The sequence below is a fragment of the Rhodoferax ferrireducens genome, from assembly GCF_003347515.1.
In the GTDB taxonomy this organism is placed as follows: Bacteria; Pseudomonadota; Gammaproteobacteria; order Burkholderiales; family Burkholderiaceae_C; genus Rhodoferax.
On record NZ_QEII01000197.1, the window covers coordinates 1 to 25,434 of the forward strand.

The following is a 25,434-nucleotide window of genomic DNA, read 5'->3' on the forward strand; positions in this document are numbered from 1 at the left end:
GCTGCACTTCAATCGGATTTGCATTGCTGCACACCCTGCGAATTTGCCTGCGCTTCATCAGTGCAGCCTCGAATTATGGCACGTTTTATCCGGCTTTTGCGAACTGTTTTCGCCCGCGCTGACAGAGTCCGCTCTTTCGCAGGCCAAAGGCAGCTCCCCCCAACCGCGTTCCCATCCATACATACATACAGCGCCCGCCAACCGCTGCGCCATGCGTCACAACACCAGCCCCACCACTCACGCCCTACTTGGAATATCTCATGCCTCGACGACAGGAGCAGCAGCGCTTCTCCATGAAAACATCTCAGTCTGCTTGGAGAGAAGCTCAAGGTTCGGTGTCAACGGCGATGTGACAGCGATGGCGGAATGAATCGTTTACTGCTCGGAACGATAATCGGCAGCAATATGGCACTTATTACATTCCTAAACGCCCAACTCGCTTTCGGGCATGTGGCTTTACTCGATCACGCGGACTTTGCACTCGAAACCGGCGAGCGCGTTGGTGTGATTGGTCGCAATGGCACTGGTAAAACGTCATTTCTAAAAATTTTAGGCGGACTGGAAAAAGCCGATGACGGCACTTTGCAGTTGCAGCAAAACCTACGCCTGGCCTATGTAGCCCAAGAACCGGTTCTCGACCAGGATGCTACTGTATTTGTAGCGGCCAGTGCCGGTATATCGGGGGTTATAGCCTTGATTGACCAATATTGCGAAGGCGTAGGGGACCTCGACACCCTGCAAAGTGCGATTGAAGCGCAAAATGGCTGGAACTGGGAGCAGCGGGTAACGGAAACGCTGCACCGCCTGCATCTCGATGAAAATGCGGTGATCAGCACGCTCTCAGGCGGCACAAAAAAACGGGTTGCCTTGGCGCAGGCGCTGGTGGCGCAGCCTGACGTGCTGCTGCTGGATGAACCCACCAACCACCTTGATCTTGACTCCATTGAATGGCTGGAAGACTTGCTAATTGCTTTCAAGGGAAGCGTCGTAACCATCACCCATGATCGCAGCTTTCTGGACCGGGTGGCGACCCGCATAGTGGAGCTTGACCGCGGCAAGTTTCGCTCTTACGACGGCAACTTTGCGCAATATTTGGTTCTGAAAGAGGATCAAATGGCGCAAGAAGCGGTGATCAGCGCCAAGGCGGATAAGTTGCTGGCCCAGGAAGAGATCTGGATTCGAAAGGGCGTTGAGGCCCGGCGTACCCGCAGTCAAAGCCGCATTGTGCGACTGGAAAATTTACGCGCAAGCCGCAAGGCTCATCGAGATGCCGTTGGCAGCGTGCGAATGGACGTGGCCTCCGGTGCTTTGGGTGGCAAGCTGGTGGCTGAATTGACGGATGCCAGCCTGTCCTTCGGTGACAAAGTCATTATCAAAGACTTTACGGCCACTGTGATGCGTGGTGACAAGATTGGCTTGCTCGGCCCCAATGGGGCAGGTAAAACGACGCTGCTCAAGCTCATTTTGGGCGAATTGCTACCGGACAGTGGCAAGATTCGGCAAGGCGCGAACTTGCAGGTTGCCTACTTTGATCAAATGCGCAACGCACTGGATCTGGACGCTACATTGGTGGACTTTATCAGTCCGGGCAGCGAATGGATTGAGATCGGCAACCAGCGCAAGCACGTCAAGAGCTACTTGGGGGACTTCCTGTTTTCTCCGGCCCGCGCCAACTCACCGGTGCGGTCCCTATCCGGGGGCGAGCGCAACCGCCTGCTGTTGGCACGTTTGTTCGCCCGCCCGGCCAATGTACTGGTCCTGGACGAACCCACCAACGACTTGGACATCGAAACGCTGGAATTGTTGGAAGAGTTACTCCAAGGCTATGAAGGAACTGTGTTTTTGGTCAGCCATGACCGGACTTTCCTGGACAACGTGGTGACAAGCACGATTGCATATGAAGGCAATGGGTTGTGGCGTGAATACGAAGGTGGTGTTCAGGATTGGCTGGTGCAATCCAAACGCAGCAAGGAGATTCAACTTGCTACAAACTCAATAGCTAGTAACGCACAGCAGACAGGGGCTAAAGGCCAAAAACACACTAAGTCTACCGACCTTAAGAAGATATTGACGCCCCAGAAGCTTAGCAACAAAGCGCAACGCGAACTTGACGGTTTACAGGCAAAGATTGAAACCTTGGAACAGGAACAGGCAACCCTGAGAAGCGAGCTGGCTGATGCAGGCCTATACGCCAAAGATCCCCTTCGGGCCACCGAGCTTTACACTCGTGACGCGGCCATTGAAGAAGAAATGCTGACCGCACTGGCCCGCTGGGAAGCGCTTTCAGGCAGTTAATTCACACCCTGTAACGATCTGTAGCGCTGCTCAACTTGGCGATCAATGCAGGTGCTATCGCGGTGAGGGGCAATACCTCGTCAGCGGCGCCATGCAATATCGCTTCGCGCGGCATACCGAAAACGATGCAGGAGGCCTCGTCCTGCACAAAGTTATAGCTGCCAGCGTCTTTCATTTCACGCATCGCCCGGGCGCCATCGTTGCCCATGCCCGTCAACATGATGCCAAACGCGTTGCGACCGACCACGTTGGCGGCAGATTTGAACAACACCTCGACCGACGGTTTGTGCCGATTCACCAACTCACCATCCTCAACGACCGCTACATAATTGGCGCCACTGCGGTCCACTCGGAACTGTTTGCCCCCGGGTGCAATATAGGCATGCCCCGGGAGGATTCGCTCGCCATTCACGGCCTCCTGAACCGTAATCTGGCACAAACTGTTCAGTCGAGCCGCGAAACTGGTGGTGAAACCAGGCGGCATGTGCTGGGTGATAACGATGCCAGGCGAATCTGCCGGCAGGCGAGTCAATATTTCCTTGATGGCCTCAGTGCCCCCAGTCGATGCGCCAATACAAATAAGCTTTTCGGTTGATACCCGGCCGATTGAGGCAACCGGCGCGCGTGTGGGAACTGCTCCGCCTGCAGCCGGCGAGAAAAAAGCAGGCGCAGCTACCACACGCTTGATATGGGCGGCAGCGGCGATTCGGACTTTTTCCACGATTTGGGTGGACAACTCGCTCAAGCCGTCGGCCACACCAATTCGGGGTTTCGCAACAAAATCAACAGCGCCTAACTCCAACGCTTTCATCGTGACTTCCGCCCCCCGCTCTGTCAATGTAGAGATCATGACGACCGGCATGGGGCGCAGGCGCATCAGCCGTCCCAGGAAATCAATACCATCCATACGTGGCATCTCGATGTCCAAGGTGAGCACATCAGGGTCCAGTTCGCGGATCATCTCCCGGGCTATCAGTGGGTCATTGGCAGATCCAACGCATTCCATGTCTTGTTGCCGATTGATGATTTCTGCCAACAGGCTTCGCACCAATGCGGAATCATCCACCACCAAAACTCGAATTTTCTTCAATTCAAGATCCTCAAAACAAGTCCACTGAGCCGCCAGAAGTCGACTTTGCGACGGTAGCCGCATTGCCTTTACGCTCTTCCACGGCAAGCGTTTCTGGATGGGAATGGGCCAACCGCTTAACCAGTGCTTTGCCAGTCACGGGGAAGAAACAAACTTTTCGCGGGTGAATATCCAGCACATCTTGCGACACCACAGGAATCCGTTCCGTGGCAAGATAGTCAAGCACAAACTTCGTGTTCCGCTCTCCCACGTTCATGGTGGTAAATCCAGCCATGACCTGAGCACCGCCAAACACTTTGGCCTGCATCGACTCGCGACGGGCGCCTTTCTTCAACATTTCATTGATAAGCAACTCCATGGCATAAGAGCCGTACCGGCCAAAGCCGTCGGCACTGTCACCATCGGGAAGCATAAAGTGATTCATCCCGCCAGCGCGTACCTTGCCATCCCAAAGGCAGGCTGAAATGCACGAACCCAGAACCGTCATGATGACCAAATCTTCATTGGCAACGAAATATTCACCGGGCAGCACCTTGACCGCGTCGTACTGGAAATGATGATCGTGGTAAAAAAAAGAAGCTTCCCCGGGATTTCGGGGTTGCGCCTTGAGTTGATCAACGCGGGATACTCTCGTCCCCAGCAATATTTTGGAAGCTATGGGCGCCCCTGCAGAACGAACAGGCAAAGCTCCCTGGCTAGATTGGGGCAAATTCATGTGTACCTTGCAGTCGATTGGAGCGGTGACGTACAAGGACGCCACTCATCAAATTTAAGAACCTAACGGCGTTCATAGACGGTTTTGCCTCGCAGAACGAATAAGTCCCTTGATTCGCTGAAATTTTCAGCATGTCCGACAAACAACAAGCTGCCCGGCGCCATCACACGATGTATGCGTTCAAGCACTTTGCGCTGGGTGGGCGCATCAAAATAAATCATAACGTTGCGACAGAAAACAACATCAAACGGCTCACGAAACGGCCAGTCATCCCGGATCAGATTCACGCTAATGAACTGAATCAGGCGCTGCAGTTCGGGCTTCACGCGCGCCATGCCTTCGTTTGCACCTTTGCCCCGAAGAAAGAAACGCTGCATACGCGCCTCATTAACACCCTTGAGCCCCTCAAGCCGATAGACGCCTTGCGCGGCAGACGCCAGCACCTTGGAGTCAATGTCGCTGGCAATCAACGCCAAATTGGCCTTGGAGCCAAGCGCCTCCAACGCGGTCATGACAATAGAGTAAGGCTCTTCACCGGTCGACGCAGCATTACACCAGACACGCCAAGTCGCACTCGCAGGCTTGGATTTCAAGTGGCTTGCGAAAATTTCGAAATGGTGCTGTTCGCGAAAAAAAGAGGTCAGATTCGTTGTCAAGGCGTTGACGAATTCTTGCCATTCGGGGCCATCATGTGTCTCCAGCCAGCCCAAATAATCTTTGAAACTTTGATGTCCGGTATCGCGCAGGCGCCGGGACAAACGGCTATACACCATGGCATGTTTGCCATCATGCAGACTGATGCCGGCTCGCTGATAAATCAAGGTCTGAACCCGATCAAAATCAGCATCCGTCCAAACGAATTCACGTCCCTGCATGCCCACCCCAGTGGCGTCAGCACCACCCACCGATTGCACCTGAACGGAAGCAATGAGACGGGTGTCTCTGTTTGCTAGCAACATGCCACCGGCTACCTGGAAGCGCTGACAGAAATTTGATTAAACGACATCCGGGGCCAACTCCATGTCCACGCCTGACATGAGTTTCTCAATGTCGAGCAGTATCAACATGCGATCTCCCAGCGACCCGAGCCCAAGGACGGCGTCACTATCGATCACACTTTCAACGTCCGGGGCAGCTTTCAGGCTTTCAGCCGGGAGTTCCATCACGTCACTAACCGAATCAACCACAATCCCCACAATTCGATTGTGCAGATTGAGAATAATGACCACCGTGAAGGAGTTGTATTCAGCCTTTGAACAATTGAACTTCAAGCGCATGTCAACAATAGGAACAATCGTGCCCCGTAAATTGACAACCCCTTTAATGAAATTAGGTGCATTTGCAATGCGCGTTGGCGGTTCATACCCACGTATTTCCTGGACCTTCAGAATGTCAATGCCATACTCTTCCTGGTCCAGCCGGAAGGTCAAGTATTCTCGTGCACCGGTCGCTATCATTTCGCCAATTTTTTCCATTGCGCCCATCCTGTTCTCCTTCTAGTCAGTTGTGGGATTTAGTGACGCGAGCGGCGAACCAGTGCGCCGGTATCAAGGATGAGGGCCACCTTGCCGTCTCCCAGAATTGTTGCGCCCGATATATTGGGAACTTTCCGATAATTTGACTCAAGGTTTTTCACCACCACCTGCTGTTGCCCAAGCAATTCGTCAACGAGCAATGCGACCCGGCTCCCATCGGCCTCAATCACGACCATGATGTCGCTGGACTTCTCAACATCGAAACGAGGAACTTGAAACACTTTTTCCAACTCGATCACCGGCATGTATTCGTCGCGCACTTTCACCAATTGCGCGCCCTGCCCAACGGTGCTTACAGCATCCGATTTCACCTGGAACGACTCCACAACAGACGACAGTGGCAATATGTAGACCTCGTCGCCCACGCCAACAGACATGCCATCCATGATGGCCAGCGTCAGCGGCAGCCGAATTGACACCTTCATGCCGTAGCCCTCTGCAGAATCAATCTCCACGGTGCCATTCAAAGCAGCTATGTTGCGCTTGACCACATCCATTCCGACACCTCGCCCGGACACATCCGTCACCACGTCAGCTGTCGAGAAGCCGGGTGCAAAAATCAACATCCAGACTTCAGAGTCCGGCATCTGGTCTGACACATCCATCCCTCGTTCGCGGGCTTTTGCCAAAATCTTTTGGCGTGACATCCCATGTCCATCGTCACGAACCTCAATGACGATAGAGCCCCCCTGATGGGCTGCGGACAAGGTAATTGTCCCGGTTTCAGATTTACCCGCACGGACGCGGTCAGCGGGCATTTCAATGCCGTGATCGCAGCTATTGCGCACCAAATGCGTCAGAGGATCGGTAATCTTCTCCACCAGGCCTTTGTCAAGCTCAGTGGCTTCGCCCTGCGTCACAAAATCAACTTTCTTGCCGAGTTTGCTCGCAAGGTCTCGCAGCATCCGCGGAAAGCGGCTGAACACGATCGACATCGGAATCATCCGGATCGACATCACGGATTCCTGCAAATCCCGCGTATTCCGGTCAAGATCCGTCAGCCCAGTCAAAAGTTGCTGATAGAGGGCCGGGTCAAGTGCCCGGCTGTTTTGCGCGAGCATTGCTTGCGTGATGACCAACTCCCCGACAAGGTTAATCAGTTGATCAACCTTGCTGATCGCAACCCTGATCGTCGCGGCCTCTGGTTGCACAACGGAAGCCGTCGTCTTAGCTCCAACCCTGGCAGGCGCTGAGGGCTCAGCAGCACTAACAGTCAGGCCCGCAGCAGGAGCGGGAGCACCTGGAGCGCCATCGAAGAAACCGAACCCCGGAAAAGGGGCCAATGGAGCTCCCGGTGGTGGGTCATCATCATAAGAGACTTTCCTCGGTGCACCAGCCGCGTCATCGAAAAACCCATACCCAGGCTCAGCAGCTACGTCCTCGACCTCTTTGATAAACACTTGCGCCCGCGCAACGTGAAAGGCAAACAAATCCAGCAGATCTTCATCAGTAGACGACGTTTCGACAGCAAAAAGACGGGAGTCAGGCTGATTACAGGCCAATACCTTAATGTCTCCCAAGCCTGGAATGTCGCGAAACAGCTCCTTAATGGCGTCAGCCTGCTCTGGATGATCCAGTGGCCCGATTCGAATTTCAAGAGAACGCGTAATTTTCGATGGCTTATTGGCGGCCTGCACTACCACCGCCGGCACCACCTCGATTACCGGCATGACCATGGGCACAGGAACCGGCGGACTGGGGACGACACTTGTCGAAGTCTGCGCAAACTCGCCTGACGCCAGCACACTGATTCGACGTACCAAATCGGATGTAGGAGGTGAATCCCCCTCGCCACCAGCTTGATGGCGAGCCAAAAGTCCCCGGGCAGCGTCAGCCGACTCGAGTAACACATCCACCATCTCGGCATTCGGCTGCAATTCATGACGACGCAAGCGATCCAGCAGAGACTCCATTTGATGAGTCAACTCCGCCACATCCGAAAAACCGAATGTTGCAGCCCCACCCTTTACGGAATGCGCGCAACGGAAGATCCCATTCAACTCTTCATCATCTGCGGTTTCAAGATTCAGGCTGAGCAGCATGCGCTCCATCAAGTCGAGATTTTCCCCCGCCTCTTCGAAAAATATCTGATAGAACTGACTAAGGTCGAAATCACTCCCTGACCCACTACCTTCTAGATGCGCTTCCGCCATATCAATCTCCAATGTTACGCGTGTTCAACCGACGTCTTACCGACGATCTACTTGATCACTTTCTTAATGACTTCAAGCAATCGAGCCGGATCAAACGGCTTAACCAGCCAGCCGGTGGCCCCGGCGGCACGCCCGGCCTGTTTCATAAGGTCGCTCGACTCCGTAGTCAACATCAAGATGGGGATGGTTTTAAACTGGGGGTGGTCCCTCAACTTACGGGTTAACCCCAAACCGTCCAGTCTGGGCATATTCTGGTCGGTTAAGACAAGATCGAATGACTGCGCCTGGGCCTTTTCGTAGGCATCAATTCCATCAACCGCTTCCACAACCTGGTAACCGGCCCCAGTTAAAGTAAACGACACCATCTTGCGCATGGACGGAGAGTCGTCAACAGCGAGTATTAAAGGCATGTAAAGCTCCGACTATTTCAGTTGTAGGTTAATGGGAAACATTTAAAAAAGCTCTACAGAACCGGCGTACATTTCATCTTGCGTTACCGGATTTGGGCGCTCTGGCACGTCCTCAACAAATGGGACAGCCTCCCCGTCTTCAAGGCCCATTGACTCAGAGGCCAACCGATAAGCGCAACCCTGGAGTATTTTGGATGTGTGCATGATCAGCTGCGAAGCCATGTCCTGAAACTGTAATTCAGTGACGGCTGCCCGCAACGCGCTGCGAACTGCGTCCAGTTCTTTAGATGCCACCAACACCGGATCGGCGAGATTGGCGCTGGCACTGGTAAACCGCTCCATCAAGTTCATCATTGTATGAGCCAGAAGCCCATCGAGGCGGGTCAAATCGTGCACAACGACAAGGAGGGAGTCCTGCACCTCAGCCACCAGCATGACAGGTAGCTGCACAGCGGGAACTGAAGATGTTGTCTGGTTCGATTGCATACTTATATCCAATTACGTCACCGGGCATCGCGTCACCCACGATTTTTTTGCAGCCACAAAGCCTTACTCAGTACTAGGTTAGCAGGATTTCCCCGACATTTCGAAAAATCAATTGCAATCGGGACAAAATATCAGACTTCAGTGAATCAGGCTTGAACCGAGCCCCCCCCCCAATCTGGGCATATCGTAGACAATGCTAGCGTTCATCATGCTGCAAGACGCTTCCCCGCCCCGCCCAATACGAATTCTGCATTTAGAGGATTCGGCCGTTGACCATGCACTTGTGCGACTTGCCCTAAACAAGTCGGGGGAGTTCTATGAACTGGAACGCGTAGAAACGCTTGCAGAGTTCGGGCGGCTGGCCCAAACATTCAGCTTTGACGTCATTCTGGCGGACTATCGGCTGCCTGGCTTTACAGCACTGGATGCGTGGAGTGTTTTACAGGAACAAAAACACACACCCCCTTTTATATTGCTGTCCGGCGCCATCGGCGAGCCTGCAGCCGTTGCAGCGATCAAAACGGGCATCAGCGACTACTTGGCCAAGGATGATCTGAGCAAGTTGGCGCAGGTCATCCGCCGATCCATTGAGGTTCACAGCATCCGGCGGGCAAAAGAGTTGGCAGATGTAGAGCTTGCCGCGTCAGAACAGCGACTTGCCGATTTTGCCGATCATTTGCAGATGACAATGGAACAAGAACGCGCCGCTATTGCACGCGAAATACATGATGACATTGGCGGCGCTCTGGCTGCCGTGAAGTTTGACCTCTCCTGGATAGGCCGGCACACAAACGATGCGATGACACAGGAACATGTCACTGCGGCCACGGAGATGCTGCAACATGCACTCGAAGCGAGTCAGCGCATCATGATGAATCTGCGCCCAGCCATTCTGGATCAAGGTTTGGTCGCTGCGGTTCAATGGCTGGCGGGCGGTTTCACGAAACGTACCGGCATAGAAACAAAAGTACATGTGTTTCAAGAAAAAGAGTCTCTGTCAAAAGCAGTCCAGTTGGTCGCCTACCGAACTGCACAGGAGGCGCTGACCAATATTGCCAAACACGCAAATTGCAGCCAAGTCATCATCGACCTTTCAGACGCCGAGAACGTGTTGACTCTTGAAGTCAAAGACAATGGTAAAGGTATCTCGCCAGCAGAACACCATAAGCCGAAGGCGTTTGGCCTGCGCGGACTCCGTGAAAGAGCAAAGACAGTTGGAGGCTGGCTCGACATAAGCAGCCATGGCAACACGGGAACTTCCATCATTCTTTCAGTGCCTTTGTTGCCACCGCCTTCAGATACACAACCAGGAACCGATTGAGATGATTCGCGTTATTCTTTGCGACGATCACGCCATGGTTCGCCGCGGCATCCGGGAAACGCTCTCTGAGGCAGTCGACATCCAAGTCACTGCCGAGGCAGGCAGCTATGCAGAGGTTCGCGAAGCCATGCGAACCTCTGCATGTGACGTCCTAGTACTCGATCTCAATCTGCCCGGGCGAGGCGGACTGGAGGTCTTGTCCAGCTTACGGGAAACCAATTCACCTATCAAAGTCTTGATCGTATCCATGTTTCCAGAAGACCAGTACGCTATTCGCTGTCTTCGCGCTGGTGCTCAAGGCTACCTGAACAAGGCTGGCGAACCGGCCGATTTGATCACCGCCGTACGAACCGTATCGCAAGGACGCAAGTACGTTACGCCCGACGTCGCTCACATGCTGGTCGATAGTTTGAACACACCTGAAAATACGACACTGCACGCTTCGCTGTCGGAACGTGAACTCCAGACGCTTCTGAAAATTGCGTCTGGCAAGCGCTTGTCCGACATAGCCGAAGAACTCATGCTGAGCCCCAAAACAGTCAGTGTGTACCGCTCCCGGGTCCTGGAAAAATTGAAGCTCTCGAACAACGCCGAACTAACCGTGTATGCCATTCGCAACGAATTGGTTTGAAGCCTTGCAGCGCAGTCGGAAGCTTAGCGAAGTACACCCTCAATCGATCAGGATGTCACTTCGTTGCAAAGATATCAATCGCCCGCTCCATGAGTGCCATAAAAGGTTGATCCAGCATCGGTAGTGTCGCGGTAATGCCGATGAGCCCCACTGTCAGTGTGATGGGGAAGCCAATCGCATAGATATTCATTTGCGGCGCCACACGCGAAACAATCCCGAGCGCCAAATTGGCAAACATCAGCATGCCAATCATTGGCAGCGCAATCCACAACCCGCTGGCAAACAAGTCCGAGCCAAGGTTGTACAGTTTCATTTTCTGCAAGGCCTCCAGAAAGTTCTGATCGACCGGAAATGCCTCAAAGCTCTTGATCACGGCCATCATGACCATTAAATGCCCATTCATGACCACAAACAAGAATGCGGCCATGTGGCCAAAAAACCTCGCCACGGCACTGGATTGGGTGTTGAGCGACGGATCAAAAAAAGCAGCGAAATTCAAACCCATCTGGAAACCCACAACCTCGCCCGCCAATTCGACTGCGGCAAACACAAGTCTGACCGTGAACCCAATGGCCAGTCCAATGCCCACTTGCTGAATCACGGCGCCTATCGCCTCCGGCCCCGCAATACTGATGATGGGCTGACCCTGCAAGCTGGGCTGTGCCGCAAATGCAACGAAAAAGGCCAAAGCAATCCTGGCGCGCAGAGGAACAGTTTTCGAGGAAAAAATAGGCGCCGCTGTGAAAACGGCCAAAACACGCAAAAAAGGCCACAACACGGGCGAAAGCCACGCAATCAACTGAGCTTCGGTTAATGCAATCACGGCAAACTCACCCGGTTCAAATAACGACCGATGGAATCGCTTCGATGGTTCGACGGATGTACTCAACCAGCATATTCAGCATCCATGGCCCCGCGACTGCAAATACAGCGATGGCCGCGATCAATTTCGGGACAAACGCCAACGTTGCCTCATTGATCTGGGTGACTGCCTGAAAAAGACTGACCAACAGGCCCACGACGAGCACCACGCCCAGCACCGGGGCCGACACCATCAATAGCATCAGCAGGGCCTCCTGCCCCATCGTCAAAACCATTTGTGCATTCATGGGCGAACTTCAGGTGACAAAACTGGCGGCAAGAGAACCAATGAGCAGATTCCATCCATCGGCGAGCACAAACAGCATCAGCTTGAACGGCAAAGCCACCAGCACGGGCGACAACATCATCATGCCCAAAGACATCAGCACACTCGCCACAACAATGTCGATCACAAGAAAAGGGATGAAAATCATGAACCCAATCTGGAACGCCGACTTAAGTTCACTGGTCACAAATGCCGGCACAAGAATCCGTATCGGCGCATTTTGAGCCGTTATGCCAGGCTCGAGTTTGGCAAGCTTGGCGAATAGTGCCAAATCTGACTGTCTAGTTTGTTTGCTCATGAACTGGCGCAAGGGGTCTTCGCCATTCGCCAGCGCCTGCTCAAAGGAAATTGCATTTTTTGTATAGGGAAGATAAGCGTCGTTGTAGACCTTGTCCAGCGTCGGGCCCATGACGAAAAACGTCAGGAATAGCGACAATCCGACCACCACCTGATTCGGCGGCGCAGACTGGGTTCCCAAGGCCTGGCGAAGCAGTGAGAGCACGATCACAATGCGCGTAAACCCGGTCATCATGAGTAACACCGCCGGCAGAAATGACAGTGCTGTAAAGAACAACAAGGTCTGGATAGGCACCGAAAAGCTCATCCCCGACCCGCCCGTACCCACAAGCAAGGGCAACTGCCCAGCACTTTGGGCGAGCACCGGAGATTGCGTCAACAACGCAAAGAAACCCACCGCCGCCGTGCGGAGACAACCGATGCGTTGTGCCCCACGCACATCAAGATCGTCCACATTAGTCTCCTGCATCACGATACAACGAGCGCGCTTCGAGTCACCTGTGGTGGACCCATTTCCGCTTTCGCGTCAACTGCAACGCTGTGCAGACACGTAATCGACTGCGCCGTGACCCCCAATGTCAGCCAGGTGCGGGCTCCCTCAGGCCCGACTTCAACCGTAACCACGCGCTGATGTGGGCCAACCGCAACCGCAGAAATGACTCTTGAAGCCGAAGTCATGCTAGAGCCGCCACAAGCCGCGCGACGCTGCACCCACTTAAGTCCCACCGGAAGCAACGCCAGGAGAATGACAAAGAGTCCGACAGAAATCAGGGTCGAGGTCATTGGCGACATCAACCCTTGCTGACCCGGCGCAATCGTTCAGAGGGTGTTACGACGTCGGTCAAACGGATGCCGAACTTGTCATTCACCACGACCACCTCACCTTGCGCGATCAAATAGCCGTTCACCAATACGTCCATCGGCTCGCCGGCCAAGGCATCCAATTCGACCACGGAGCCTTGCCCCAACTGGAGAATGTGCTTGATAGGCACCTTGGTCCGCCCCAGTTCAACCGAAAGCTGAACGGGAATGTCGAGCACCATGTTGATGTCGTTGATCGGGGCATCCCCCGAGAACGGCGACGACGAAAACGGACGCGGGGACTCCCCCGACAGAATACCGCCCGACTCGGCGCCCGCGCCATCCGAGACTTTCTGCTCCAGAAGGGCCTCTGCCCAATCGGCCATGCCGTCATCTTCTGCTGGTTTTTCATCAATTGCCATGTCTTTACCCTTTCCAATTGAGGTCATTACCCCTCAAACTTTTGTCAATCCGAATCGCATACTTTGCGTTATGCGTCCCATACTGGCATTCAAATACCGGTACGCCGTCCACCGTAACCTGAATTCGTGGCTGACGATCCAGCTCAATAAAATCCCCTACTTTCATTGCCAGCAACTGCTCAATGGTTGCGTCGGCACGCGCCAGCTCAGCCACCAAAGTAATTTGAGCCGCCTGAATTTCCTGCGTCAAGACATTCACCCAGCGTCGGTCCACTTCAATGGAGTCGCCCTGCGTTGATGAATACAGCACATCGCGAATAGGCTCAAGCGTCGCGTAGGGCATGCAAAAATGGATGGCCCCCGTAATCTCCCCAATCTCAAGCTGAAAAGAGGTCGAAATAACGATTTCACTCGGTGTCGCGATGTTGGCAAACTGCGGCTGCATTTCAGACCGCTGATACTCCAACTCCAGCGGATAGATGCCCTTCCATGCCTTCTTGTATTCCTCAGTAATCACGTCAACCAGCCGATTGATAACACGCTGCTCGGTTGCTGAAAAATCACGGCCTTCAATCCGGGCCTGAAACTTTCCAATGCCGCCGTACAAGGTATCAATCACGCCGAAAACAAGCGCTGGCTCGCAAACAACCAGTCCGCTTCCCCGCAAGGGTCGAATGGCCACAATATTGAAATTGGTGGGCACCGCCAGTTCACGCAAAAACGCGCTATAGCGCTGGACTGTCACGGGTCCGACCGAAATTTCCGGACTTCTTCTGATGAAGTTAAAAAGTCCAACCCTCAGGTTTCGTGCAAATCGCTCGTTAACGATTTCCATCGTCGGCATGCGCCCACGAACAATCCGCTCCTGGCTGGATATGTTGTAGGAGCGAATCTCACCACGCTCGTGCACCTCCTCAACAAGCTTTTGACTTTCGCCCGTCACACCCTCGAGCAGGGCGTCGACTTCTTCCTGGGAAAGAAAAGATTCACTCATAAGCCTGCTCCGAGTTCACCTTTACTGAACAATGAAACTGGAAAAATGAACGCCGCGTACCGGGTTCTCATCCGTTGCATTCTTGTCAGCATTCTTCTTCTTTGCCTTGACCGCGTCTTTCCCCGGCTTCGATGTCGCATGGCCGGCATCCGCAGGCCCAAAGGGACGCGACGCCTCTACCAAAATATCAGACGCAAGCTTCTCTTTGCCCTCAATCAGCAAGAGCTCTTCCGCCGTCCGCTGGGATATCAGCAAAAGGATGCCGCTTCGAATGGACGGCAGATACATTTTGACTTTATCAGTCGCATGCGCATCCGCCAGTTCGAGCGTTATCCCGATCTGCGCCACCTTCTCACCCCCAGGGTCAGCCAGGTTCACAACCATGTTGTCGAGCGGCATAAATGTGGGGGGCCCCTTGGGCGCGACGTGTACAACTTCCTCAGTATCGCCATCTTCAGCGGCGTTTTTCTTGCTCAGGAAGAACCACGCACCGCCGCCAGCCAAAGCCAAAACCAGGAAGACAAGACCACCCATGAGCATTAATTTTTTGCTTTTAGCGGGCCCTTTCGCGGGCTCTCCAGCATCAGGCTTTGCTGCTTCAGGTTTGGTAGCCACTAAATTTCCTTATCCACAGTGTTGAACTTCATTATTTAGCACATTGAATGTGGCAACGGCCGGATTAACCGTGGAAAAGCATGGCATTCAAGTTGCTGTGCCACATGGATTCTTATACAAAAAGATCGACGGCCCGTCCGACCGATGGATTGGCACGTTGGCGGCTTTCAGTTGGCACAGTATCCGCCGTAACGATAGCCGCCTGACGTGGTGCGCCCGGACGATGGCGCTGCTCTTGAGCCCCCGAACCATCCTGGCCGGAGGTTCCTACGGACACGCCCGACAGCACCAAGCCCTCACTGGTAAGAAGGTCCTTCAAGTGCGTAACAGCTCCCTCCAGTATCTGGCGGAGTTCAGGCTGGTCAGTCCGAAATCCGACGTGCGCCTCATCCCCCTTGAGCGAAATACTCACCTCGACGGACGCCCCCCCGAAGCCATCCAGCTTTAATTGTGCGTTTTGGACCCCTTGAGTAACCCAGTAACTCACGGTATCGGCCACCATCGACTCAAGCGACAGCGTCGACGGATCGGCCATGACGGGCGGCGCATCAACGCGACTTTCTGCCTGCAAAGTGTGCTGGCCCCAGGCGCCCTCGACGCCATAGCCGGACGATAAAGTCGAAGACTTGGCGAGTGCCTTGTCCGCTTGGCGAAGGAAGGGATCGCCCATGCCACTGGTCGCCAGCGCGCCCGAGAGAGCGGGCTCCCTGGCCGCGACATCCAGAAGCGATGACAGCTTGCTCGCGCGCGATTCTGCAAGGCTGGTGGCATCCGCCTGCGACTCAGCACCTCTGGACTTGTGATTCTGAACAGGCACGCCCTGCGCCATCTGATCGAACAAGGCATTGAGGTTTTGCTTGGCATCCAGCGTCTTGTCGGACCCAAGCGAAATGGAAACCGTGCTCGATATGTCAGATTGTTCGCCCCCCGCGACCGAGGCAACTGCGCGCTTGCCGCTTTTCGCGCCCCCGGCCGGGAGCTCATCACTGACGGTGCACAACTTCGAATTGGCTACTTTGCCGGCTTGTTCCAGCATCATTGCCAAGTCGATCGGCAAGCTCGGAGTCCGTGGAATGAGCGGATCAGAAGTTGCCAACGTGGCCTCTTTCGCGCTTTCTTCATCCGTCAACGCGGTGTCGACTGCGTCGGCCGGTTCGGACTGCGGCTCAAGCGAAGTCAAAATCGCAAAAAACCCCCCTGCCGCAGTGGCGTCTGCTTCCGCGCCCGATTTGACTTTGTTTTTGCCGGCGGATTGACCCTCGACACCAGCCGTCGTCTTGGGGCTGCTGGCCGCGCCGCTTCGTTCAATGCTCATGGTCGTTCTCCACTGAAATATCCATCTGTTAACTGACCGCTACGCAAGGTCGCAAACTCATCCATCTGCTTTTGCTCGCGACGCGATTGAAGAATGGAGATGTCGGCCTGCTTCTTTTTCAATACCTGCTTCAAGCTGACCAGCCGAAACTCTGCGTCCAGGACAAGGCGTTTCGCGTGATCCACCTTCCGGCTCTCGCTTTCCAAAACGCCTTTCTGCAGCCCAACTGCATGATGCAAACGATCCATAAACTGGTAGTGGTGACGCATTAACTCGGGTGAAGTGCTAATCTGTGCGGCGACCGTCCACCTCGCCTCGGTTTCGTCGGCGTAAGTCTCCAACTGGGTCATCTGGCTCTGTGCAAACAAATGGGCATTCTGGACGCGCATCAAATCCTGAGTAGCCTGATCCCGCTTGCGCGTGGCCATCTCGATGGCCAGGAAAAGACTTCTTATCGCACTCATTGGAACACCCCTTTGCGATCTATCGTTGCCATCATCTCGCCCACGCTGGCATCCAATGTCGATGCTTCAAACATGTCCTGCTGCAGGAATTGGGACATGGCCTCATGCAATCTAATGGCTTCATCCAGCGCCGGGTCAGACCCACTCACATAGGCGCCAATCTGCACCAAGTCGCGCCCTTTTTCGTAGCGGGAGCTGATCGACCGAAAACGCCGGGCCATCTCAAAATGCTCGCGCGACACCACGTTGTGCATAACCCGGGACGCAGACTGCTCGATATCGATGGCCGGAAAATGACCCGACTCAGCAAGCGAGCGCGACAACACGATGTGTCCGTCCAGAATGGCCCGCGCCGCATCGGCAATCGGATCCTGCTGGTCATCCCCCTCCGACAACACCGTATAAAAAGCGGTAATCGAGCCCACACCATGCAAGCCATTGCCGCTGCGCTCCACCAGCTGCGGCATTTTGGCGAAACATGAAGGCGGGTAGCCCTTGGTCGCCGGTGGCTCGCCAATGGCCAGGGCAATTTCACGCTGCGCCATGGCATAGCGCGTGAGCGAATCCATCAGCAGCAAGACATGCTTGCCCTTATCCCGAAAACTCTCGGCGATGGCCGTGGCATAGGACGCACCTTGCATGCGCAGCAAAGGCGGCGCATCGGCTGGCGCAGCAACCACCACCGCCCGTGCACGGCCCTCTGCACCCAGAATGTCTTCAATAAATTCCTTGACCTCTCGCCCGCGTTCGCCGATCAAGCCGACCACAATCACATCGGCTTTGGTGTAACGGGCCATCATGCCCAGCAGAACGCTCTTGCCCACCCCTGAGCCGGCAAACAATCCGATGCGTTGACCTCGGCCTATTGTCAGCAGCGCATTGATCGCACGCACGCCGGTGTCCAGCGTTTCGCGCACCGGGGCCCGGTCCATCGCATTGATTTGCTTCCGGTCCAGTGGCAGCGAGGTCACATCAGCAATTGGCCCCATCCGGTCCATCGGCGCACCTTGCGCATCCACCACACGACCTAGCAGACCATCGCCCAAAGGCAGCCGTAGCATGCCGTAGCCTGACGCGCGCTCAGTTTGCCGGCGTTCACCCAGTCGCGGCACCGCCACGTAGGCCGCGGCGGGCACCACACTGGCGCCGCTCGACAAACCATGCACATCACCGGCGGGCATTAAAAAGGCACGATCGTTGGAGAACCCCACCACTTCGGCCAACACCGGCGTTTGCGACTTCATTGACACCAGGCATTGCGACCCGACAGGCACGCGAATCCCCGTGGCTTCCAGCACCAGACCGGTTAAGCGTGTCAGCGTACCGCGCACCTCCAGCGTGCAACCTGTATTGACCCGTTTATGGGCATCATCCAGAAAGAGCTGCCACTTGGCTGAGCCTTCACGATCCGGCATCTGGCACCTCCCAAGGTGAATCCAGGCCCAGATTGGCAATTGCCCGCATCCAGCGCTTCTCAAGCGTGCCATCCACCACGGTACCCGCCGACTCGACAATACAACCGCCCCGGGTGAGCGTGGCATCAGCAAGCAGCGTCAGCGACAAGCTTGAGAATTCGGCCCGCACCGCCTCTTCCAGCAACTCCAAATCAGCCGGATGCAACCTGATCAAAGCACTCTTGTTCTCGGTCGTGAGCAAGCCCAACGCCTCCCGAATGACGGGCCGCACAGCCTCCGGATTCACCGACAGCTCCCGGCGCAAGACCTGGCGCGCCAGTTCGCAGGCCAGCTCCAGCACGCCCCTGGCCACGACTTGCTCCGTACCGGCCTGTTGCGCCTGGACAGATGCAAAAAGTTGGGTGAAATTTTGTGCCGCCTCCTGGCCCTGATGAGCGATAAAGTCAGCGATCTGGCGTTGCGCCTCCAGCCGGGTCTGGGCTTGCCCTTGAACAAAGCCTTCGGCAAATCCCTCCTGCTTGAGCGCATCCAGCTTGACCTGGTCAGAAGCTTCCTCGCGTACCTTGGCCTGCGCAGCCAGCAACAACGACGCCGTGTCGACCGCGACAAAATTCCACTGCTCAACCGCGCCAATCTCTTCGCCGGGGATAAAACGGGTGTAGTTACGCATGCTTAAACCATCGCGTCGTCACCGCCACCGCCAATCACGATGGACCCCTCATCCGCCAGACGGCGCACAATCTTCAGAATCTCCTTCTGCTGCGCCTCCACCTCAGACAAACGCATCGGCCCGCGCGACTCCAGATCTTCGCGCAGCGTCTCCGCGGCACGCGAAGACATATTGGCCAGAAACTTCTCTTTGAGCTCCGGTTGAGCGCCCTTGAGCGCCACAATCAGTGCATCCGAGGCCACTTCTTTGAGCACCATCTGGATTGCTTTATCGTCCAGCTTCATCACGTCGTCAAAGACAAACATCTTGTCCATGATCTTCTGGGCCAGGTCGGGGTCGTGATTGCGTATGGATTCAATCACGGTGCCCTCAATGGCTGTGCCCATCAGGTTGATCATTTCCGCCGCAGCCTTGACCCCACCCAGGGAAGACTTGCGCATCTTGTCTCCGCCTGCCAGCACTTTGAATAGAACCTCATTCAAATCCTTCAAGGCTGACGGTTGAATGCCTTCCATGGTCGCCACGCGCAGCATCACTTCATTGCGTTGTCGCTCGCCGAAAAACTTCATGACATCCGCCGCCTGGTCGAAATCCAGGTGAACCAGAATGGCCGCCACAATTTGCGGGTGCTCATTGCGCAAGAGTTCCGCCACTGACGAGGGATCCATCCATTTCAGGCTCTCGATGCCGGAGACGTCCCCGCCCTGCAAAATACGATCAATCAACAGGGCCGCTTTGTCGTCGCCCAGCGCCCGCTTCAGCACGGAGCGCACATAGTCGCCCGAATCCGACACCAGCAAGCTGTGGGCCGCCGCAATACCGGTAAACCGGTCAACCACTTCATCCACACGCTCGCGCGTAATGGCCTTGGTTTTGGCGATCGCCTCACCCAGTTTTTGCACCTCTTTGGGCGACAGATGCTTGAAGACCTGCGACGCCTCCTCCTCTCCGAGGGACATCATCAGAATTGCAGCGTCTTGCAGACCGTCAGTTTGAGCCATCTTGTTTTCCAGACCGGGACCGATCAGGCCGGCGACTCACCGTTGATCCAGGACTTGACGATATTCGCCACCGCCGCCGGGTTGTCGCGTGTCAACTTGCGGGCATCCTCGATGGCCAACTCACCCGCAGTAGGTCCTGCAAGCTGGCCGCTGCCAGCCGGTGCCGCCAACTGTGGACGATCCGGCTGCTCTGACTCTATCGCATCAAGCTGACGCGATGTCAGCGCAACCTTCGGCTGCGTTTGCGCCAATACTTTCAAAGCCGGCTTGATGACCCCCAGAAGCACGAGGGCGCCGAACAACAGCGTGCCCACGGGCCAGGCAAAACTGCGCGCGAGATCCTGAATCTCAGGCTGCTTCCAGAAAGGTATGTCGGTGAGAACGACTTTTTCCAGTGCGAACGGTGCATTCATGAGATTCACAGAGTCACCACGGTCTTTATTGAAACCAATTGTCTCACGCACCAAAGCCGTCATTTTTTCGGTTTGCAGATCGGTCAAGGGGATGGTGGTGGTCTTACCCTTGCTGTCGGTGATGGACTGGTGGTTGAGCACCACGGCGGCACTGATGCGCTTGACGATGCCGGTACCACCACGCACCACCCGCACCGTCTTGTCCACTTCGTAGTTGATAATCGATTCACGCTTGGTCGGCCCACCGGCCCCAGCCGCCCCACCCGCTGCCGTCAAGGCCTGGGCAGCACCATTGATAGGCGCGGAAGAAGCCGCGGGAGGCTGGTTGGTCGTGGCCCCCGGTACGCCGGACGGCGGTCCACCGGCCGCGCCGCTCATACTTTCCGAGACCTGCTGGCTGCGAATCACGGTTGAATCCGGCGTCTGGTTGGGTTTGTGCGACTCGGATGTTGATTCAGTCTGCGAAAAATCCAGCTCGGCCGTGACCTGGGCTTTGACGTTGTCCCGCCCCATCACCGGCTCCAGGATGTCCAGAATGCGGCGGCTGTAAAGCTGTTCCAGCTGCTGCACATACTGCAACTGCTGCGCATCACCACCGCCACCCGCGCCACCGGCCCCCTCGGGCGGGGTCGACAGCAGCTTGCCGGTGTCATCCAGCACACTGACGGCCGCAGGGTTCATTTCAGGAACGCTGGAAGATACCAAATGGATGATGCCCGCCAACTGGGCACGATCGAGCGTGCGCCCGGCGTTCAAACCAACGACAACCGACGCAGTCGGTTTTTGTTGCTCACGAAAAAAACCATTTTGATTCGGCAAGGCCAAATGCACCCGTGCGCTCTGCACGGATGAAAGCGCCTGAATCGAGCGCGTCAACTCGCCTTCCAGCCCGCGCTGAAACGCCAAGCGCTCCTGAAACTGTGTCATACCGAACCGGTTGGCATCCATGGTTTCAAAACCAGCAACCGAGCCCTTGGGCAGACCCTGGGACGCCAGCCGCAAGCGGGTGTCGTACACCTTGTCAGCCGGCACCAAGATGGCGCCGCCGCCGTCGGCGTGCTTGTACGGGATATTCATGGTCGTCAGCTGCGCCACGATGGCACCACCGTCTTTGTCCGCCAGATTGGCATACAGTACGCGCCACTCGGCTTGCCGGCCCATCATCAGCCCGATGACGCCAATGGCGACAAACAGAGCGACGCCCAAGCCGATGCGAAGCCTTTGGGCCTGGTCCAGCCCGGCAAAGCGCTGGGACAGTGTCGGGTTGAGGGATATGGCGGGAGCGGCAGGCATCATGGTTTCCAGTACGGAGTGGCGCGATTTTGCACCACCAATGCTTGCGATTATTCGGTCCCACCCCGAAAACATGAGTCTGATAAGCCCGGTTTTTACCCCTTACTTCAAATTAATGTTTTGGAACCACCGGCTTTAGCATCAGTCAGCCCGAAATTTTTCAGGGAAGACTGTCATATGGAACTCCGACTTACACCCACCACCATGCCCACGACGGTGCGCCCCAGCCTGGCACCACGACTCTCGTCGAGCCAGGTTACCGGTGCTGCTGACGGCGGATTCACCGGCGCACTGAAGAGCGCCCTCAACTCGGTGAGCGCGGCGCAAAACGATGCGACCCGGCTGCAGCAAGAGGTTCAGATGGAAAACCCAAAGGTAAGCCTGGAAGAAACCATGGTGGCGATTCAGAAAGCGCAAATCGGCTTTCAGGCCACGCTGCATGTGCGCAACCGGATGGTGCAGGCCTATACGGACATCATGAATATGCAGGTCTGACACTGCTACCTGGCAGGTGCTCAAAGCAATTTACAAGCCAAATCAGCCTCTAGCCCTTACACCATCTGCGCATCCAGCTATTAAATAAATAGCAAATCAATGCAGCAACTGAGGTGAAGCCTCAAACGCCTGCTCGCAGTGGGCCAGCCAAGGTTCAGCCAGGTAGCGTATCTGGGCATCGTTTTGCAGAATCCGCTGCATGATGCGGGTCTTCTCGCTGCGCTGCGCTGGCAGCAGCTCTTCACTGTGCGCTTTCGCCCGCAGTTGCTCAATCAGCACCGCACAGGCGCCCTCAAAGCGAACCACCTGATCCCAGTCTTCTTCCTTGGCTGCATGCAGCATCTTGAGGCTGCTGTCTTCGATGGCTTTGTAGTAGTCAATTAGCATTTGTGACATTTCAAAGTCTCCCTTTTTACATGGGGAGCACAGACGCACCCTTGGCACCGCTGATTTGCTTCCACCCTTGGGCAATGGGAGAAATCACTTTGATAACCTCCTCCATGGCCGCGTCGTCGTTGTGCACATTGGCCTGGGTGAGCCGAAGCACGCAATAACCATACAAGCCTTGCAAGTTGGCAGCCAGTTCGCCACCCTCCTTCAGGTTCAACCCCCCCTTCAAACCCTCTTCCAGAATGCGAACCGAGGTCACGATGTTTTGACACTTGACCTTGATGTCACCACGTTTCAGGGCAGCTCGAGCAGCGCCTATAGCGTGCAGCAAACCGTCAAACAACATGTCAACCAAGTGATGCGGGTCGGCCTGGTCAACGCTGGTCTCGACACTGACTTTTTTGTAAGCGGAGGCTGATCGGGTACTTACTGATGTGAACATGGTGGAATCCTTCAAACTATGTATTCTTTATCGGCAAATACCACGCCAAATCAAGACCAATTCGTACCGGAAATCATTTTCAATTCAGCGTGTGAAACCATGCTCGCCGTTACGCTGTGCTCTTGTTCCACTGGGTGACTTGCTGCGTGATGTAGGCGTTCAGCGCATTCAAACTACTGAGTTGTACATCGAGCGCGCTGTAACGTCGATTAAGTTGAGCCTCAACCCGCGTAATCTTTTCGTTCACACGTTGCTGGTCCTTTGAATTCAAATCCAGTGATCGCTTGAGCGATGCGTCCTTGCTGCTAAAGAAGCCATCGGTCGCCAACAATCCAACAGAAAAGGTCTTGAACTTGCGCGCCACCCCGTTGGTGAGTTCGTTGTTGTTGTCAATGCGAAACAGGTTCCGGACGTCATCCCCGCTGTTCAACGCGGAGGTCAGCTTGGTATTGTCCACGGCCAGGTCGCCGCCAAGCTGCTGAGTAATGCCAATATCGGCAAGCCGCGTATAAGCAGAGCCGGTGGTCGAGGACTGCAAAATCCCCCGCAATGCACGCTGCAACCCAATGGCGGTCGCATCGCCTTGAAGCAAACCCGCCGACTTGGTGGCGGGATCATATTTGGTCGCTTCTTCCAGTATCTGGTTGACTGCGTTATAAGCACTGACAAACTTGTTGATCGCGGTGGTCATAACACCCTGGTCTTGCGCCACGGTGATTTCCGCTGCGCTGGTCATCACCTCTTTCGCGGTCAAGGTAACACCCGAAATAACGTTGGTGAATGTGTTGGTGGCGGAGGTCACCGGAATACTGCCATTGATGGTCGCGGCTGCATTTGCGGCGTACTGCGTGCTTGCGCCTGACACCAGCCGCGACAAGCCCGTAGCATCGTCGTGAACGCCATCGCTGTCAGTGACAGACAAGCTGAATCCAAAACTCTCCCCTGTTGACGTTGAACGCAACAGGAGCCGCTCCCCGGCAGCGTCATTGAGCACCGTGGCACTAACACCCGCGCTCGCACTGTTGATCTTGCTGGCGATCTCGGTCACCGAATCAGTTGCGAGGACCGTGACATCAACGGCGGCCACGCCTGCGGTGGCTGCGAAAGTGGTCGGATTGGTCCATTTTCCCAGTTGGATGGAGACCGTGCCCCCGCCCAATGCCGTGCCAGTGGGCAGTGGCAAGGCAGCGGACGCATAACTCTGCGCTTTGGCCAGCACGGTCACTTGTGCACTGAAACTATTGCTTGCGGTACCGCCAATCGCCGATGCGCTGACCGCGGTGGCGTTGGATGAGGTAGTTGAAACTGCGTTCCAGGTCGTCAGGCTGCTGAGTGTGCCAGCGGCGTCGGACAGGGTGGAGATCAGCGATTTAATTTGCCCGAATGCTGAAATCCGCGTGCTCACGGTTGCCGCTTGCACCTGGAGCTTGGTCAGGGGTTGTTTTTCCAAGGCCACCAACTGCGACACAATGGATTTGACATCCAGGCCACTGCCTATACCCGGTGATGAAATGGTAGCCATAAGAAACTCCTGAACAGCGAGCGAATCAACATCCATTATCTGCCCAAGGGACTTTATTTAGCCCCGAAACAGGCAGGACATTCGCCTCGAATTTTCATCAACCCACAATGACCAAATGGCGGCGACAGGAAACCTGCCGCCGCCATGAAGGTCTCAAAGGGCTGCTTTGAGGCTTTTTCTATGACCCGATTTACCGCAGCAGTGCCAGCACACCTTGTGGCAACTGGTTGGCTTGCGCCACCATGGCGGTGCCGGCTTGCTGCAGAATCTGGGCCCGCGACAGGTTGGCAGTTTCCTGCGCGAAATCAGCATCCTGGATCCGCGAGCGCGAGGCCGACAGATTCTCCGAGGTCACCTGCAGGTTGCCGATGGTCGATTCAAAACGCGATTGCAAGGCACCCAGTTGAGCGCGCTGTCCATTGATAAAGGACAGTGCGGAGTCAACCGTCTTGAGGGCGTTCGTTGCATTGGTAAATGTTGTGACATCCAGCCCGGACACTTTGTTGAGTGTGGAGCCCGAATCTGCAAATGCGTTTGTGGTGGTGGTGTCGGTGGCAAACGATTTTTCGGAATCGAGGGTGATATAGCCGACCGTAGTTGCGCTCGCCGCGGTAACGTCAGCCGTCAGAACGGCCGTACCACCGGAGGCCACACCAGCGCTGTCGAGTTTTTGCACGGTCACATTGCCCGCATTCGCCACCGCCGTGTCCGACACGGTAATGTCGTTGCCGGCGGCGTTGGTCAGCACCACGGCCGTACCGGCCGTATTCAAGGCGGCCGTGACGCCGGTCTTGGACGACTGATCGTTGATGGCCGAGACTGCGGCCGAGAGGCCGTCCGCAGTGCCGGTGGCCGACAGGGAAAAGGAGATCGCCTGCGTGGTTGTATTGTCCGATTGCACAGTCAGACTGTAAGCACCCGTACTTGCAAATGTCAAGCTGACATCCGTCTGCGCTGTCGCCGTCACACCCGTCGTCGCCTTTTGGGCATTGATCAAGGCGGTATTGGCTTGGGCGGTGCTATTGACGGCAATCGTGATCGTGGCGCTGCCCAATGAACCGTTGATGGCCACCGTGCCAGCTGTCGTGTTATTCGCACCCGC

Annotated in this window: 29 protein-coding genes; 5 read left to right on the forward strand and 24 right to left on the reverse strand. The window is 55.5% G+C overall.

All coding sequences use genetic code 11. The annotated features are described in order from the left end of the window. On the forward strand, positions 1-370 hold a 370-nt coding region (locus C5P05_RS34295), incomplete at its 5' end, for a hypothetical protein (RefSeq protein ID WP_232834316.1). A 35-nt stretch (positions 371-405) separates the two neighbouring features. Continuing rightward, positions 406-2,295: an ATP-binding cassette domain-containing protein gene (locus C5P05_RS02540; protein WP_114968313.1), complete on the forward strand. Its 1,890-nt coding sequence runs from the start codon at positions 406-408 to the stop codon at positions 2,293-2,295. A 1-nt stretch (position 2,296) separates the two neighbouring features. On the opposite strand, the gene C5P05_RS02545 is transcribed toward C5P05_RS02540, so the two are convergent. The 7 genes from C5P05_RS02545 to C5P05_RS02575 all read right to left on the reverse strand — a co-directional run bounded on the left by C5P05_RS02545 (position 2,297) and on the right by C5P05_RS02575 (position 8,684). Further along, the gene (locus tag C5P05_RS02545) at positions 2,297-3,385 is read right to left on the reverse strand and encodes a protein-glutamate methylesterase/protein-glutamine glutaminase (RefSeq protein WP_114968314.1); all 1,089 of its coding nucleotides are present in this window, start codon (positions 3,383-3,385) and stop codon (positions 2,297-2,299) included. A 10-nt stretch (positions 3,386-3,395) separates the two neighbouring features. Continuing rightward, positions 3,396-4,100 (reverse strand): chemoreceptor glutamine deamidase CheD, encoded by a 705-nt coding sequence (cheD, locus tag C5P05_RS02550; RefSeq protein ID WP_114968337.1) that lies wholly within the window; start codon positions 4,098-4,100, stop codon positions 3,396-3,398. A gap of 62 nt (positions 4,101-4,162) precedes the next feature. Further along, entirely contained in the window at positions 4,163-4,975 is an 813-nt protein-coding gene (locus C5P05_RS02555) for a CheR family methyltransferase (RefSeq protein WP_198674597.1), read from the reverse strand. Positions 4,976-5,095: 120 nt separating this feature from the next. Continuing rightward, on the reverse strand, positions 5,096-5,584 hold the full coding sequence (locus C5P05_RS02560) for a chemotaxis protein CheW (RefSeq protein ID WP_114968316.1): 489 nt from the start codon (positions 5,582-5,584) through the stop codon (positions 5,096-5,098). A 29-nt stretch (positions 5,585-5,613) separates the two neighbouring features. Beyond that, positions 5,614-7,788, reverse strand: coding sequence for a chemotaxis protein CheW (locus C5P05_RS02565; protein WP_114968317.1), 2,175 nt, complete (start codon positions 7,786-7,788; stop codon positions 5,614-5,616). A 47-nt stretch (positions 7,789-7,835) separates the two neighbouring features. Next, entirely contained in the window at positions 7,836-8,198 is a 363-nt protein-coding gene (locus C5P05_RS02570) for a response regulator (RefSeq protein ID WP_114968318.1), read from the reverse strand. Between the two features lie 42 nt (positions 8,199-8,240). Further along, positions 8,241-8,684, reverse strand: coding sequence for a hypothetical protein (locus C5P05_RS02575; protein WP_114968338.1), 444 nt, complete (start codon positions 8,682-8,684; stop codon positions 8,241-8,243). Positions 8,685-8,892: 208 nt separating this feature from the next. Between C5P05_RS02575 and C5P05_RS02580 the strand changes: the two genes are divergently transcribed. After that, complete coding sequence (locus C5P05_RS02580) at positions 8,893-10,005, forward strand: response regulator (protein ID WP_114968339.1); 1,113 nt, start codon at positions 8,893-8,895, stop codon at positions 10,003-10,005. Position 10,006: 1 nt separating this feature from the next. Continuing rightward, a complete protein-coding gene (locus C5P05_RS02585) occupies positions 10,007-10,636 on the forward strand; it encodes a response regulator transcription factor (protein ID WP_114968319.1) in 630 nt (209 codons plus the stop codon). A 55-nt stretch (positions 10,637-10,691) separates the two neighbouring features. Here C5P05_RS02585 and fliR read toward each other — a convergent pair whose 3' ends face one another. The 13 genes from fliR to fliF form a co-directional block, all read right to left on the reverse strand. After that, positions 10,692-11,459, reverse strand: a complete 768-nt coding sequence (gene fliR, locus C5P05_RS02590) for a flagellar biosynthetic protein FliR (RefSeq protein ID WP_114968320.1) — start codon at positions 11,457-11,459, stop codon at positions 10,692-10,694. 16 nt (positions 11,460-11,475) lie between these two features. Beyond that, positions 11,476-11,745, reverse strand: a complete 270-nt coding sequence (gene fliQ / locus C5P05_RS02595) for a flagellar biosynthesis protein FliQ (protein WP_114968321.1) — start codon at positions 11,743-11,745, stop codon at positions 11,476-11,478. A 9-nt stretch (positions 11,746-11,754) separates the two neighbouring features. Then, positions 11,755-12,459: a flagellar type III secretion system pore protein FliP gene (gene fliP / locus C5P05_RS02600; protein WP_269813891.1), complete on the reverse strand. Its 705-nt coding sequence runs from the start codon at positions 12,457-12,459 to the stop codon at positions 11,755-11,757. An 89-nt stretch (positions 12,460-12,548) separates the two neighbouring features. Next, positions 12,549-12,872 carry a FliO/MopB family protein gene (locus tag C5P05_RS02605; RefSeq protein ID WP_114968323.1) on the reverse strand — a complete coding sequence of 108 codons (324 nt, stop codon included), beginning with the start codon at positions 12,870-12,872 and terminating at the stop codon, positions 12,549-12,551. Continuing rightward, entirely contained in the window at positions 12,872-13,303 is a 432-nt protein-coding gene (gene fliN / locus C5P05_RS02610) for a flagellar motor switch protein FliN (RefSeq protein WP_114968324.1), read from the reverse strand. The genes C5P05_RS02605 and fliN overlap by 1 nt, the downstream gene beginning before the upstream one ends. Positions 13,304-13,307: 4 nt before the next feature. Further along, complete coding sequence (fliM, locus tag C5P05_RS02615; protein ID WP_114968325.1) at positions 13,308-14,297, reverse strand: flagellar motor switch protein FliM; 990 nt, start codon at positions 14,295-14,297, stop codon at positions 13,308-13,310. A gap of 21 nt (positions 14,298-14,318) precedes the next feature. After that, on the reverse strand, positions 14,319-14,912 hold the full coding sequence (locus C5P05_RS02620) for a flagellar basal body-associated FliL family protein (RefSeq protein WP_332871324.1): 594 nt from the start codon (positions 14,910-14,912) through the stop codon (positions 14,319-14,321). A 112-nt stretch (positions 14,913-15,024) separates the two neighbouring features. Then, a complete protein-coding gene (locus C5P05_RS02625) occupies positions 15,025-16,227 on the reverse strand; it encodes a flagellar hook-length control protein FliK (protein WP_114968327.1) in 1,203 nt (400 codons plus the stop codon). Continuing rightward, entirely contained in the window at positions 16,224-16,691 is a 468-nt protein-coding gene (gene fliJ / locus C5P05_RS02630) for a flagellar export protein FliJ (protein ID WP_114968328.1), read from the reverse strand. Before fliJ ends, C5P05_RS02625 begins: the two co-directional genes overlap by 4 nt. Beyond that, positions 16,688-18,106, reverse strand: a complete 1,419-nt coding sequence (gene fliI / locus C5P05_RS02635; RefSeq protein ID WP_114968329.1) for a flagellar protein export ATPase FliI — start codon at positions 18,104-18,106, stop codon at positions 16,688-16,690. Before fliI ends, fliJ begins: the two co-directional genes overlap by 4 nt. Beyond that, positions 18,093-18,776, reverse strand: coding sequence for a FliH/SctL family protein (locus C5P05_RS02640; protein ID WP_114968330.1), 684 nt, complete (start codon positions 18,774-18,776; stop codon positions 18,093-18,095). The genes fliI and C5P05_RS02640 overlap by 14 nt, the downstream gene beginning before the upstream one ends. A 2-nt stretch (positions 18,777-18,778) precedes the next feature. Then, the gene (fliG, locus tag C5P05_RS02645; RefSeq protein WP_114968331.1) at positions 18,779-19,777 is read right to left on the reverse strand and encodes a flagellar motor switch protein FliG; all 999 of its coding nucleotides are present in this window, start codon (positions 19,775-19,777) and stop codon (positions 18,779-18,781) included. Positions 19,778-19,800: 23 nt separating this feature from the next. Continuing rightward, positions 19,801-21,483: a flagellar basal-body MS-ring/collar protein FliF gene (gene fliF, locus C5P05_RS02650; protein WP_420130716.1), complete on the reverse strand. Its 1,683-nt coding sequence runs from the start codon at positions 21,481-21,483 to the stop codon at positions 19,801-19,803. Between the two features lie 177 nt (positions 21,484-21,660). On the opposite strand from fliF, the gene fliE reads away from it, so the two are divergent. After that, positions 21,661-21,978, forward strand: coding sequence for a flagellar hook-basal body complex protein FliE (fliE, locus tag C5P05_RS02655; RefSeq protein WP_114968333.1), 318 nt, complete (start codon positions 21,661-21,663; stop codon positions 21,976-21,978). A gap of 96 nt (positions 21,979-22,074) precedes the next feature. Here fliE and C5P05_RS02660 read toward each other — a convergent pair whose 3' ends face one another. The 4 genes from C5P05_RS02660 to C5P05_RS02675 form a co-directional block, all read right to left on the reverse strand. Continuing rightward, positions 22,075-22,374, reverse strand: coding sequence for a flagellar protein FliT (locus C5P05_RS02660; protein WP_114968334.1), 300 nt, complete (start codon positions 22,372-22,374; stop codon positions 22,075-22,077). 16 nt (positions 22,375-22,390) lie between these two features. Continuing rightward, positions 22,391-22,810 (reverse strand): flagellar export chaperone FliS, encoded by a 420-nt coding sequence (fliS, locus tag C5P05_RS02665; RefSeq protein WP_114968335.1) that lies wholly within the window; start codon positions 22,808-22,810, stop codon positions 22,391-22,393. Between the two features lie 109 nt (positions 22,811-22,919). Then, complete coding sequence (fliD, locus tag C5P05_RS02670) at positions 22,920-24,368, reverse strand: flagellar filament capping protein FliD (RefSeq protein WP_332871325.1); 1,449 nt, start codon at positions 24,366-24,368, stop codon at positions 22,920-22,922. Positions 24,369-24,522: 154 nt separating this feature from the next. Continuing rightward, the coding region (locus C5P05_RS02675; RefSeq protein WP_269813890.1) for a flagellin at positions 24,523-25,434 on the reverse strand (912 nt) is incomplete at its 5' end.